This window comes from Aquabacterium sp. (genome assembly GCF_035476535.1).
Taxonomy (GTDB): Bacteria; Pseudomonadota; Gammaproteobacteria; order Burkholderiales; family Burkholderiaceae_C; genus Pseudaquabacterium.
Genome location: NZ_DATILJ010000161.1, coordinates 1 through 12650, shown reverse-complemented (window position 1 = coordinate 12650; position 12650 = coordinate 1). Strand labels below are relative to the sequence as shown.

Sequence of the window (12650 nt, the reverse complement as noted above, 5' to 3'; positions counted from 1 at the left end):
GGTTGGCGGAGAGATCGAGGCGCTGTTCGAGGGCCAGGACGAGCTGGTGCCACACTTGGTGGCACAGGTCTGCCAGCGGGTGCTGGCACACGAACTGACACGGGTGCGGGCGCTGCCGATGGATTCGCTGGCCTCGTACTCGCTGCTGCTGGGAGCCGACGGCCTGCTCAACAGCCTGGTGGCCAGCGAGTTCCGGCGCTCGCGCGAGGCGCTGGAGCATCTGGTTGAGCGCCACCCCCGCCAGGGCTCGCCCCACGCCATGCTCACGCAGTGGCATGTGTTCCACGTGCTGCAGGGCTGGTCCGACAACGAAGCTGCCGACGTGGAACTGGCGCGCCGGCACGCCGCGCTGGCGCTGGAGAAGGACCCCGGCCACAGCAGAACCTGGGTGGCCGATGGCACCGCCAAGGTGTTTGCCGAGCGTGACTTCGCCGGTGCAGCGACTTCGCTGTTGGAAGCCCTCCGGCTCGATCCGAACTGCGCCACCGCCTGGGCGCGGCTCTCGGAGTGCCAGACCGAAGCTGGCGAGCATGATCGTTCGCTGGCCTCGGTGCTGCGCGCCATCGAGCTCTCGCCGCTGGACCCGCAGCGCTTCATCTACGAGTGTTATGCGGCGCGCAGCTGCATCGTGGCCGGCCACTTCGCCGAGGCCGCGCAATGGGCCCGCGCGTCGCTCCGGTCGAACACGATGCATGCAGTGCCGCACCGCATGCTGGTGGCAGCGTTATGGCTGGCGGGGCAGGCCGAAGCCTCGCGCCAGGCCGCCACCGACTTTCTGCGGCTGTTGCCCAAGGCGCGCGCCACCGATGGCCTGACCGCCGGCAGCCGCACGCCGACGATCACCCCCTTCATGCGCGCGCTCGAAGCGGCCGGCGTGCCGCTGTGAGCCTCCCGCCACCCTGACCCGGCTTCAAGCCGCCCAACGATGCCCGCCTTCAACTCCACCTCATTCCTCAGCGGACTCCATGCCGGCTGGTCGCCCATCGGCCCACGCCGTGGCGCCACGTGGTCGCCCATCGGACCGAGCCACTCACCGATCGGGCCAAGCCACTCACCGATCGGGCCGAGTGCGTCACCCATCGGGCCGGGCCGGGCCTGGGCACCGGGTGATGCCACCGCCGATGCCTCGGCCCTTGGCGAGTGGGAAGGCATCGACGCGCCCTGGACCTACGCCAACGGGGCCACGCTGCAGGCGCAAGCGCTGCTGAAGTCGCGCGCGCGTACCGCCGCGCCGGCTGACGCCCTGGCCATCGATTCGCACATGCCGCCCGCAGCGGATCGTGGCCCCGAGGCGGCCGACCTCTGGCGCTGGGCGCCCGAATTCCGCATGATGGCCGTCAGCGCCGAGCTGGGCGGCCGTGTCTTCGCCCACGATCGCCAAGTTTGGTTAACCGGGCCGGGCCGGGCCGCTGCCACCCGGCTGTACGCACTGCCGGCCAACTTCGACCACATCGATTGGGCCGATCAGATCGACGCCGTGATGCGCGCCGCGGTGGAACGTGAAGACCGCCTGCCCGAGATCCTGAGCCAGGCCTCCAGCCTGTGGGCCTTCTTCGAATCGGTGTGCGGGGTGTCACTCGACCGCGCACCCACATTCCGCGAGCTGGTGCTGGCCGCCGAAGACTGGGCGCTCAAGCTGCTGATGCTGCTCAAGCACAACGTGGGGGCACGCCGGCCCGTGGAGCTTTCGTCGTTGATCCACCCGGTCATCCAGACCCCGGGCCACGGCTCGCTGCCCAGCGGCCATGCCACGCTGGCCGCCATGAACACCGAGCTCCTGACCCTGATGCTGTACTCGAATGGCCGCCAGCCCCACCGGGCGGCGGCACTGAACCGCCTGGCGCGGCGCATCGCCTTCAACCGCGTGGTGGCCGGCGTGCACTTTCCGGTCGACAGCCAGGCCGGCTACGTGCTCGGCCGCCAGCTGGCCCGGGCGCTGGCCAGTCTGGCCGGGCACCCGCCGGCGATCTACAGAACCCGCGATGCGCACACCGTGATTGCCGACCCTTGGCGGCTGCACGAACAGCCCGAGGCCGAGCTGGAGGCCGACGATGTGGAACCGCCGGCCCACGCCGACATCGCGCCGCCCGAGGCCTCGCCCCTGCTGCATGAGCTATGGGGGCAGGCGCAGACCGAACTCGATCGCCTGAGGGTCTGAGACCATGCGTGCACGTTGGTATCCGAACAGCCTCCCTGTCGGCCGGCGGGCGGCCTCTCAGGCCCGCGTTGGGGCCCGCCCGCCTGGCCTGGACCCGCAATGGCGCTGGGCCGTGCACACGCAATGGCGTGGCTTTGCCAACCTGGCGCAATGGCATCTGATGTCGGCCGAGGAGCAGCGAATCCAGGTCATCGTTCAGGCGCCCGAGGGCATGAACTGGGAGGCATTCGATGCCGACCCGGTGCTGGGGTGTAAAACAACGGCAGTGGCTCCCGCCTATCGCACGGCACGGCCTAAGCAGGCGCGCACTCGTCACTTCACCGCCACGCTGCCACTGCAGCACGCCGACGCGCTGGTGAACAACCCCTTTGGCCTGCGCTGGAAGCTGGCCATGCCCTTGCGTGATGCGCAGCGCTCGAACCAGGCATCACCCAAGGGCCTTTTCGGCCCCGACCGGGATGCAGCCGACATGCAGGTCCGCAACCAGTTGGCGGCCATCGTCGCCGCGGCCCGCGCGGCCCCAAACCAGCCCGCATCGCCCCTGCCATTGGCCGCCGCACTGGCAGTGATCGACTTCGGCTGCCCCTTTCTGCATCGCAGCCTGCTGCGCGAAGACCTGGAAGCTGAAGTGCTCGGCACACGGGTCCGAGCGCTGTGGGACCAGGGCTCAGAGCCGGGCCATGCGCTGGCGAACGATGGTGCGGCCAGTTGGCCCTGGACCGTGCCGGGCCAATGGGGTCGGGGCCGGGAGCTGAGCGCTCACATGCTGGACATGATCACCCGGGCCGCCTACACCCCCGGCGGTTTCGACGAAACCCGCGTGTATCGCGGCATCGATCACCTGATCGACCGCGCCGACCCGCGCCGCCGTGTTTGGCGCGCCACCCACGGCGGCCACGTGCTGTCCACCGTCGGCGGCGCGCCCGAGCCGCTTTCGGGCGCGCACGATCAGGGCGCCGGCGCCGACCTGGTGTTCGTGCAACTGCCCTCGCTCACTGCGATGGACAGCTCCGGCGGCTCGCTCGCCGCGCACCTGCTCGACGGCGTGCGCTATGCCATGGGCTGCGTGCAGCACGGCGGGCCGCTGGTCGTGGTCATCAGCTACGGCAACTCCGCCGGCCCGCACGACGGCAGTTCGCTGATCGAATGCGCGTTCGAGGAATTGCTCGCGCAGCGGCCGGACAACTTCGCCATCGTGCTGGCGGGCGGCAATGCGCGCCGAGAGGGCGGCCACACCGCGCGGATCGTGCGGCGCGACCGCAGCGCGCTGCTGCGCCTGCAGCTGGTCGAGGGCGACACCACCGACAGCTTCGTCGAGATCTGGTACCCCAACGCCGGGCCCGCCCTGGAGGTGCGGATGCGCGGCCCGGGCCGCGTGTGGAGCGAGTGGACAGGCCATGACCAGGAGCAGCTAATGCGCGACGGCAGCGCCGACCAGGAGGTGGTGGCGATGATCCGCCACGACAAATACGTGCCCAACGGCGACGGCGCCCATGTGCTGCTGGCCTTTGCGCCAACGGCGCAGCCCGCCGGCGTGGATTGCCGGCTGTGCGAAGCCGGGCTGTGGGAGATCGAGCTTCGGCTGGCCGAACCGGCCGCCAACGCCGAGGTGGCCTTCGAGGCCTGGATCGAGCGCGACGACCCGGCTGGACCCAACCCCGGGCCGCGCAGCCGGTTTGTCGACCTGCTGCGCGACGACGAAGGCAATACCGCCAGCAGCATTGCCAACGGCGCCAGCACCATCAAGGCCTTTGGCTTCAACCTCGAAAGCGGCCGGCCCGCGCCCTACTCCTCGCTGCCGCGGCTGCCACTGCCGCCGCAGCCCGAACATGGCGCGCTGCAGGTGATGGCCGCCTGCGAAGAAGACCGGGTGCAGCCCGACCTGCCCGGCGCCGCCACGCGCAGCGACGACAAACACCGCATGAAGGGCACCAGCGTGGCGGCACCGGTGCTGGCGCGCCAGCTCTTCGCCGTGATGGCCGGCGGGCAGACGATTGGCCGCGCGGACTGGCCCGGCGTGCTGGCGGACCTGATCGACGACCAGGCCCTGCCCACCGTGCAGCGCCTGGTCCGCGACTGAGCCATACGGGCAAAGCGCCCTTTTCGTTCCGCCTTGAATCCGAAGCCCTGGGAGAACCGTCAAAGATTCCTGCGGGTTGAAAGTGGCAGAGACATGATAACGTCTCAACGGCTCGGCCGGCCTGGAGCCGCAGCGCCATCGTCCCGTCCCGGCATCTCGAGATGCCTTCGGGCGTCGGCCGCGCACTCGAAGATGCGGGGCGCGACGCCGCGCTCGAGCAGCGCGTGCTGAAGCTTGGCCCGCATGAACGCGCTCGTGGTGTAGCGTGTCACGCTGGCGTGGTGGCGGGACGCGACCTCGCGCACCATGTCCGTGTACGCGTCTTTGACGGCAATGGCGGTGTGGTGCAAAACTCAATCGGCGTGGCGTGTTCAACGACCTGACCATTGCCATCACTTCCCGCCCAAACCGATGCCCAATTTCAGTCGCATCAGCCGCCGTCCCGTTCCAGCATTGCAAGCCACGCTTGAGCACCACGTTGACGACGAGTCTGGCGCTCAGCACTTCCATCTGGCCACAGACGATGAAGAGCTTGGCTTCCTGGTCGCCTTCCCGACGGTACCCGATCGGAGCGATGGCCGCGCCCATATCCTCGAGCATGTGGCATTGAGTGGCTCGCAGCGGTACCCGGTCGCGAACCCGTTCTTCGCCATGCTGCGCCGCTCCACGGCGACCTTCATGAATGCGATGACCTACGCCGATCGCACGATCTACCCCTTCGCCAGCACCGACCGCAAGGACTTCTTCAACCTGCTCGACGTGTATCTCGACGCCACCTTCTTTCCGAAGCTCGACCCATTGACCTTTCTTCAGGAAGGTTGGCGCTACACCCTCGATGGCGGTCAGCTGGGCTTCCAGGGCGTGGTGTTCAACGAGATGAAGGGCGCCTACAACGACCCCCTGCACGTGCTCAGCCTGGGCATGCGGCGCGAACTGTTCCAGGGCACCACCTACGCTGTCGATTCCGGCGGCGACCCCGTGGAGATCCCGTCGATCTCGCATGCCATTCTCAAAGCCTTTCACGCCAGCCACTACCACCCGTCCGCCACAAGGAACGGGCGCCAACGAGCTGGGCATTCAGTTCGCCTGGCTGTTGGACGAAGCAAGCGACCCTCAGGCGATGCACCTGGCGCACATGCTGGCTTTCGGCTTGCTGGGCAGCGCGTCGGCACCTGTGATGCAGGCCATGCAATCGGCAGGATGTGGTCGCCCGTCCCGCATGACCGGGTTGGACCACAGCGCCCGTCAGATGGTGCTGCACGTGGATATGGAAGGCCTGACGCGGGCGCAGCTCCAGCCCGCCGAGCAATCCGACCTGCCTTGTCACCCGTGCAGTGCCGGACGCTGATTTCTTCGGCAAGCGCGTGGCCGTCGAGCAAGCGCTGTTGAGCTCAAGCCCACGCCACGCGCGCTGCCCAGCCTGACCATTTCAGCCGACGGTACGTGCGCCGCCGCGATTGCCTTGAACGGGCTCACCTATGCCAATGTCATCTACGACGTGGGGACGTTTGACGAAGCCGATTGGCCTTGGTTGAGCCTCTATGCCGACCTGTTGCCGGATCTGGGCGTGGGCACGCAGAACTATGCCGAGGCAAGTGCCTGGCGGCAAAGCCTGGTGCCGGCATTCCAAGTGAGCTTCGATGCGCTGGTGACAGCCGACGGCGCATTGAAGCCGCAGCTCTCGCTGTTCGCCAGCGCGCTGCGCGAGGAGCAAGAGGCCATCACCGCGGTGCTGCAGCGCTGGCTCACCCAGCCACGTTTCGACGAGATCGATCGAATTGCCTTTCTCATCACATCGCGGGTGCGCAGCCAGATCTCCGGATTGGGCCAGCTCGGTTCCCGGTATGCCGCTCTGGCCGCCACGGCGCCACTGTCGGCCAAGAGCAAGTTCGACAACCGAGTGCGAGGCACGGACTCGTTTGCCTTCTGCAGCCTGCTGCAGGGCATGGTCGACACGGCAGACGGACTGGCCGCAATCCGTCAGCGCTTGGCGCTTGTGCAAGCGCGTTTACTGACCTGCCCTCGAAGCCTTGTTTGCGCGGGCCTTGACGCTGACGCAGCCAGGCTGGCCCGCAGCCTGATGATCGCCATGCCGGCCCGTCAATCGGCGGGCGCCTGCGCAGCGCTCGTCACACAGCCTGACAGGGTCCCTGCTCAAGCGGCGCTCGACATCGCAGGCCAAGTGAACGACTGCGTCGCAGCGTGGTCAGTGCCGGGCATGAGCCATGTCGATGCCGCCGCGATGGCCGTGACGGCGGAGCCCATGAGCCATCAAATCCTCCATCGCGCACTGCGAGAACAAGGTGGCGCCTATGGCGGATCGGCCTCCTACAGCAGCGACACCGGGATCTTCGTGATGTCGTCCTTCCGCGATCCCCGGCTTGCCGCAAGCTATGCGGACTTTGCGGCAGCGGTCGACACCGTGACGCATTCGGACTTCTCGCAGGTGCAGATCGAGGAAGCCATCATCGGCGTGATCAAGCGACTCGACAAGCCGCAGGCGCCACATGCTGAAGCCTTGTTCGCGTGGCAGTTGATGGCGCGTGGGATCTCGGTCGAAGCGCGCACACGGTTCCGCCAAGGCCTGCTGGCTTGCACGGGAGACGACATCAAGCGGGTCGCCCGCACCTGGCTGGCGCCAGTGGCTCCCAGCAGGGCTGCGGCGGCCGGCAACCTGACACAAGACCTGGCGGGCTTGTCCCCTGTCAACTTGCTGGCATCGTCTACTTGACGTAGCTCAGCGGCAATGCCGTCGTCAACTTGAGTTCTTCCATCGCAAAACTGGAGCTGACATCGCGCAGGCTGGTGCCGGCGGTCAGCCGCTTGTAGACCCCATCGTAGGCTGCGATGTCGGGCACCACCACGCGCAGCAAGTAATCGACGTCGCCACTCATCCGGTAGAACTCGACCACCTCGGGGATGGCTTGAACCGTGGCGCGGAAACGCTCGAACCATTCCTGCGTGTGGGTGCTGGTGCGCACCGACACAAAAACCGTCACGCCGACATTGACCTTCTGCGCGTCCACCAGGGCCACTTGACGGGTGATCACGCCGGCTTCCTTGAGCCGCTGGATGCGCCGCCAGCAAGGGGTCGTCGACAGACCGACCTGCTCGGCGATCTGGGCGACCTGCTGCTCGGCATCCCGCTGCAGGATCTCCAGAATCTTGATATCCAGGGAATCCAATTTCATTGGATCGATTCTATTGGGAATGTGTTTCCAAGACCACGGGGAAGACGGCTCAACAACGAACACGGTTTGCGCGTCGTCAAAAGCAGAATTTCCGTCATTGCAAGAGCCCTTGATCGGGCTCCCCACAGAGGTCCTCCTTGGAAATCTATCTCGACGCCAACGCCACCACGCCCGTGCTTGCCCAGGCCCGCACCGCCGCGCTGGAGGCCATGACCCATGACTACGGCAATCCCAGCAGCGTGCACAGCACGGGCCTGAAAGCGCGCGCCCTGATGGACGCAGTGCGTTCATGTGCGCGGCGTGTCCTGGGTGCGCCCAGCGGCCAAGTGCTGTTCCTGAGCGGCGCGACCGAGGGCATTCAGACGGCTGTGTTGTCGGCCCTGAGTTCATTGCGCGGGCGCGTCGGCATCGACTGCCTGCTTTACGGCGCGACCGAACACAAGGCCGTACCCGAGGCGCTCAGGCACTGGACGCAGTTGCTGGGCCTGGACCTGCAGGTGCTTGCAATTCCGGTGGGACGCGACGGTCGGCACGACTTGGCATGGCTGCGCGAGCACGCGCCGCGTGCCGGCCTGGTCTGCACGATGGCGGCCAACAACGAGACCGGCGTCACCAGCGATCTGGACGGCATCGCCGCAGCCATGGCCGGGACCTCGGCGCTGTGGATGGTCGACAGCGTCCAGGCCCTGGGCAAGATGGCATTGGATCTGGTGAAGCGCCGTATCGACTACGCCCCCTTCTCCGGACACAAGCTGTACGCACCCAAAGGCATCGGCCTGCTGTACGTGCGCGAGGATGCGCCATTCACCCCCTTGATGGCCGGCGGCGGCCAGGAAGGCTCGCTGCGATCCGGCACGGAGAACATGTCGGGCATCGCCGCGCTGGGTGCCGTGTTGGCGGCGCTGGAGGACGGCCGGACCTTTCAAGACCAGACGACCTTGACGGCATTCCGTGACCGGCTCGCTGCGTCTCTTGAGCAGGCCTTCCCGGGACTGGTGTTCAATGCGCCGCCCGAACTCTGTCTTCCGTCCACCTTGAACTTCTCGGTGCCCGGCCTGAGCTCCAAGCTGCTGTTGGATCTGTTCGATGCGGCCCAGGTGCGCGTCAGCGGTGGCTCGGCCTGCAGTGCAGCCAAGGCCGCGCCGAGCGATGTGCTGGAGGCCATGGGGCTGCCAGCATGGCAGACGGCCTCGGCTGTGCGCCTGTCCTTCGGCCCGGCGTCCGACGCCGAGTTCATCGACGAAGCCTGCAAACGGATTCGCGCCTGTGGCGCTGCCTTGCGCGCCAACTGCCTGAGTGGCGGCGAGCAGACGCCGTCCGTGGGCATCGATGGCCTGACGCGCTTTGCGGTCGATGGGGCATGCTGCTACCTGTTGGCCGACGCAGACAGCCGCCGCTGCGTGGTAGTCGATCCCCTGCCTCAACTCACCGAACGGCTGGCCCAACTGCTGAGTTGCCAGAGGTTCACGCTGATGGCGGTGCTGGACACGCACAGCCACGGGGACCACGCATCCTCGGCGCACGACTGGGCCGAGGCCAAGGCGCTGGTGCGTGGCCGCGCCGAACAGGAAAAGGCCCAGCGCAGCTGAGCCTGACATGGACCTGCGCCAACACGCCACGGTCGCACCCGGGCGCCGCGCCATCGTCTGCGGCGATCAGGGCCTGAGCTACGGCGAGCTTGAAGCGCTGGCGAACCGCATGGCCACGGTGTTGCGCCAGCTCGGCCTGCAGCGCGGCGAGCACATCGCCAGCCTGCTGGGCAACCGGCCCGAGGGCCTGGCGCTGGCCTGGGCAGCGTGGCGCACCGGCTTGTACCTGACGCCGATGTCCACCGCCTTGGCCGCACCCGAACTGCGCTATCTGGTGCAGGACTGCGACGCACGCGCCGTCGTCGTCGATGCCGAATTCGCCAAGCTGGTCGACGACCGGATGCCCACGCACCGGCTGTCGCTGCGTGGTGCGATCCCGGGCTTCAGCGCGCTGGAGCCGCTGCTCGCCGCCGCATCGCCGCTGCCGCAGGCCGACGAGCCGCCCGGCGCGCTGATGATGTACACCTCGGGCACCACCGGCGCGCCCAAGGGCGTGATCCGCCCGCTGCTGCCGGCCGATTGGCGCGGCACGCCGCCGTTCGCCGCCGACCTGATCACACTGTTCGGTCTGGCCGGCGACGATGTGCGTTATCTTTCCACCGCGCCGCTGTACCACGCGGCGCCGCTGCGCGGCGCTGGCGGTCACTGCCGGCGGCGGCACGGTGTTCGTGATGGACCGCTTCGACGCCGAGCACGCGCTGCGCCTGATCGAAGATGAGCGCATCACGCACAGCCAATGGGTGCCGGCGATGTTCCAGCGCCTGCTGGCGGTGCCGCCGGCGCGGCGCGCGGCGCTCAGCGCGCCGGCGCATCGCACGGCGATCCACGGTGCAGCGCCCTGCCCGCCGGCGCTGAAACGCACGATGATCGACTGGTGGGGGCCCATCCTGCTGGAGTACTACTCGGGCAGCGAGGGCGTGGGCCTGACCTTGATCGACTCGCACGAAGCGCTGCAGCGCCCAGGCTCGGTGGGCCGCGCGCGCAAGGGCACGCTGCACATTGCCGGCGACACCGGCGAGGCGCTGCCGGCCGGCGCCACCGGGCTGGTCTGCTTCTCGGGCATGGCGCCGTTCGCGTACCACAAGGCACCGGAGAAGACTGCCGCACGCACCTTGCCCCAAGGCTGGCAAACGTTTGGCGACATCGGCCATGTCGACGCCGAGGGCTACCTCTACCTCACCGACCGGCTCGACGACATGATCCTGTCGGGCGGCGTGAACCTCTACCCGCAGGAGATCGAAGCGGCCATTCGTGAGGTGCCCGGTGTCTGGGACTGCGCCGTCGTCGGCATCGCCGACGAGGATTTCGGCGAGCGGCCGGTGGCCTTTGTTGTCGCCGAGCGCAACGCCGCGGACGATCTGCTCGACGCGGTGCGCCGCCACTGTGCGCAACGCCTGGGCCGCTTCAAGCAGCCGCACGCGATCCATGCGCTGGACAGCCTGCCGCGCTCGCCCACGGGCAAGCTGCTGCGGCGACGCCTGCGCGAGCTGATACCGCGTTAGGACGGCCCCGCGAGTGATGCGCGGCTGATCGCTCCGCGTCCTTCGTTTGCTGACAGGGCGCATTGACCACGCATCAGGTGCAGGACCTTGGAAAACTGATTCTTCCGGACTAACGGGTCAGGAAGGACGGCACCCGTGGGACCGGCGAGCCTCGGGCAGTCGAGACCATGAACCAGCGCGATCGATCCACGCACCACTGTGCCGCCGTCGGACTTGCTGCCCCACCGGTACCACCGTCCTGACCCCTGCCTGTATCGCGACGAGGAGATCACGCGCTAGCTCGAGGCCGCCCGACGCCTGCCATCCGCGACCGGTCTGAGGCCTCACACGTTCGCCACGCTCTTCGGCCTGTACGTGGCTACGGGTCTGCGGGCCAACGAACCATTGCGCCTTGACCGTGACGACGTCGACCTCGTCAATGGTGTGCTGACGGTTCGCGACACGAAGTTCGGCAAGCCGCTCCATGTGCCGCTGCACCCCTCCACGCAACGCGCACTACAACGCGACGCCGCCCGCCGGGATCGATCGTGCCACGGCTCAGGCGCGCAGCAGTCCTTGCAGAGGCTTGCCCAAGTCTGATCCCGGGAACAGCGTGCGCGCCGCGCGTTCGGGCTCGATCTGGAACGTTTCAGCGCACGCAGAGGCCACCAGCATGTCCAATCCCAGAGTCGGCTTGAGATCGCGCCCGTCCTGCAGGTTGGCAGGCATGAGGCCCGGCCAGTCGGCGACGACGCGACCTCCCTGCACGGCGCCGCCGACAAGCATGGCCGCTGCACCGGTGCCGTGATCGGTGCCTCCCGTGCCGTTCGCGGCAACCGTGCGCCCGAACTCGGTGGCCACCAGGATCACCGTTTGCGACCACGCCGCGCCCAGCCCTTCGTGCAGTCCGGCGATGAGGCCGTCCAGGCCCTTGAGCTGGCTTGCAAGGCGTGCGTTCTGCCCGCTGTGCGTGTCCCAACCGCTGGTCTCCATCATCGCGATGCGCGGGCCGTCCGCGCGCGCCAGGAAGCCGGCGGCCATGCGGCCGAGCGCCGCCGGGTCTTGCCGCTTCTCCCCGCCGCTCATCTCGCCGGCCATGCCACGCGCATCGAGCGCCGAAGACCACAGCGCATGCAGGTGAGCGTCCTTCGCATAGAGCTGCTCCACGCGCTGCATCAGATCCTCGTTGGCCTGCGGCAGTGCCGAGGGCGCATAGGTCGCGACCTCGACCGGACCGCGCAGCGCCATCGGCACGGCGGGGGAAAAGGCGATGGCCTCCTTGCGGCTGCGCGGCAGCAAGCCCACCAGCCGGTTCATCCAGCCGTCCTTCACCTGGTAGGGCGCGCTGCCGCCGGTTTCGAGCACGTTCTGACCGTCGAAGTGCGATCGATCGCGGTACGGCGAGGCGACCGCATGGAAGAAGCTCGCCTGGCCGGCGCCGTAGAACTCGCGCAGCTTCACCAGCGACGGATGCAGCGCGAATGTCCCGTCCAGCTTCAGTGCACTGGCAGCATCGACCGCGAGGGCGCCGCGCAGGCTGCCATAGGCCGGCTCGGCATAAGGAATGACGGTGTTCAGACCGTCTGCCGCGCCGCGCTGGATGATGAAGATGAAGCGTCGCTCGGTGGCCGCCTGCGCGAACAGCACCGGCGACGCCGACATCAGCGCCGTGGCGCCCAGGAAGCTGCGTCGATCCAGGTCCATCTCATCTCCTCAGGAATTCGGGGCAGACCAACAGCAGCGCGAGCGCCGTGGTCCCGCTCTCCGCACGCGCAATGGCGCCTGCCGTGGCCTCGCTCAGGGCACCCGGCAGCACACGCTGCGCCAGCGAACGTGCATCGACGGCGTCACCGGCTTGCGTCGCCATGCGTTGTGCCACCTCCACGCGTCGCAACAGCGCGTCGGGCGCTGCCCAGGTGGCTGTCACGTCGTCGTAGCCGGCCGGCGATCCGGGCCGCCACACCGGCTGTCCCAGCTGGTTCATCAGGTTGATGGCCTGCACCGCTGGCATCTCCTGCCTGCCGAGCGCGCGCAGGCTCGAGGTGGCCCACTCCCAGGGCGACTTGAATTTGGCGCTCTCTCGCTGCCACGCCTCCGGCGAGGCCACCAGCTCACGATAGACGCTAGGCAAGTCGCCGCCTGTGCGCGCAA

The 12650-nt window shown here is 68.1% G+C and carries 12 protein-coding genes and 1 pseudogene; 9 read left to right on the top strand and 4 right to left on the bottom strand.

Annotation, left to right across the window (positions count from 1 at the left end; translation table 11 throughout):
* The 3 genes from VLK61_RS15680 to VLK61_RS15670 all read left to right on the top strand — a co-directional run.
* On the top strand, positions 1 to 886 hold an 886-nt coding region (locus VLK61_RS15680), incomplete at its 5' end, for a tetratricopeptide repeat protein (RefSeq protein WP_325422545.1).
* A gap of 39 nt (positions 887 to 925) precedes the next feature.
* Complete coding sequence (locus VLK61_RS15675; RefSeq protein ID WP_325422544.1) at positions 926 to 2158, top strand: phosphatase PAP2 family protein; 1233 nt, start codon at positions 926 to 928, stop codon at positions 2156 to 2158.
* Positions 2159 to 2162: 4 nt separating this feature from the next.
* Positions 2163 to 4238 (top strand): hypothetical protein, encoded by a 2076-nt coding sequence (locus VLK61_RS15670; protein ID WP_325422543.1) that lies wholly within the window; start codon positions 2163 to 2165, stop codon positions 4236 to 4238.
* A 104-nt stretch (positions 4239 to 4342) separates the two neighbouring features.
* Here VLK61_RS15670 and VLK61_RS15665 read toward each other — a convergent pair whose 3' ends face one another.
* Complete coding sequence (locus VLK61_RS15665; RefSeq protein ID WP_325422542.1) at positions 4343 to 4588, bottom strand: hypothetical protein; 246 nt, start codon at positions 4586 to 4588, stop codon at positions 4343 to 4345.
* A 61-nt stretch (positions 4589 to 4649) separates the two neighbouring features.
* On the opposite strand from VLK61_RS15665, the gene VLK61_RS15660 reads away from it, so the two are divergent.
* Both VLK61_RS15660 and VLK61_RS15655 read left to right on the top strand, forming a co-directional pair.
* Complete coding sequence (locus VLK61_RS15660) at positions 4650 to 5627, top strand: insulinase family protein (RefSeq protein WP_325422541.1); 978 nt, start codon at positions 4650 to 4652, stop codon at positions 5625 to 5627.
* A 73-nt stretch (positions 5628 to 5700) separates the two neighbouring features.
* Positions 5701 to 6969, top strand: coding sequence for an insulinase family protein (locus VLK61_RS15655; RefSeq protein WP_325422540.1), 1269 nt, complete (start codon positions 5701 to 5703; stop codon positions 6967 to 6969).
* Here the strand turns inward: VLK61_RS15655 and VLK61_RS15650 are convergent.
* Complete coding sequence (locus VLK61_RS15650) at positions 6962 to 7423, bottom strand: Lrp/AsnC family transcriptional regulator (protein ID WP_325422548.1); 462 nt, start codon at positions 7421 to 7423, stop codon at positions 6962 to 6964. The genes VLK61_RS15655 and VLK61_RS15650 overlap by 8 nt on opposite strands.
* A gap of 143 nt (positions 7424 to 7566) precedes the next feature.
* Here VLK61_RS15650 and VLK61_RS15645 point away from each other — a divergent pair, with 143 nt between their 5' ends.
* The 4 genes and pseudogenes from VLK61_RS15645 to VLK61_RS15630 all read left to right on the top strand — a co-directional run bounded on the left by VLK61_RS15645 (position 7567) and on the right by VLK61_RS15630 (position 11099).
* Positions 7567 to 9018 carry an aminotransferase class V-fold PLP-dependent enzyme gene (locus VLK61_RS15645; protein WP_325422539.1) on the top strand — a complete coding sequence of 484 codons (1452 nt, stop codon included), beginning with the start codon at positions 7567 to 7569 and terminating at the stop codon, positions 9016 to 9018.
* A gap of 7 nt (positions 9019 to 9025) precedes the next feature.
* Positions 9026 to 10022: pseudogene (locus VLK61_RS15640) on the top strand (AMP-binding protein); the annotation flags it as partial.
* A gap of 57 nt (positions 10023 to 10079) precedes the next feature.
* Complete coding sequence (locus VLK61_RS15635; RefSeq protein ID WP_325422547.1) at positions 10080 to 10520, top strand: class I adenylate-forming enzyme family protein; 441 nt, start codon at positions 10080 to 10082, stop codon at positions 10518 to 10520.
* A 297-nt stretch (positions 10521 to 10817) separates the two neighbouring features.
* Positions 10818 to 11099, top strand: a complete 282-nt coding sequence (locus tag VLK61_RS15630; RefSeq protein WP_325422546.1) for a tyrosine-type recombinase/integrase — start codon at positions 10818 to 10820, stop codon at positions 11097 to 11099.
* Here the strand turns inward: VLK61_RS15630 and VLK61_RS15625 are convergent.
* On the bottom strand, positions 11058 to 12203 hold the full coding sequence (locus VLK61_RS15625; RefSeq protein WP_325422538.1) for a DUF1501 domain-containing protein: 1146 nt from the start codon (positions 12201 to 12203) through the stop codon (positions 11058 to 11060). The genes VLK61_RS15630 and VLK61_RS15625 overlap by 42 nt on opposite strands.
* A 1-nt stretch (position 12204) precedes the next feature.
* The coding region (locus VLK61_RS15620; RefSeq protein ID WP_325422537.1) for a DUF1800 family protein at positions 12205 to 12650 on the bottom strand (446 nt) is incomplete at its 5' end.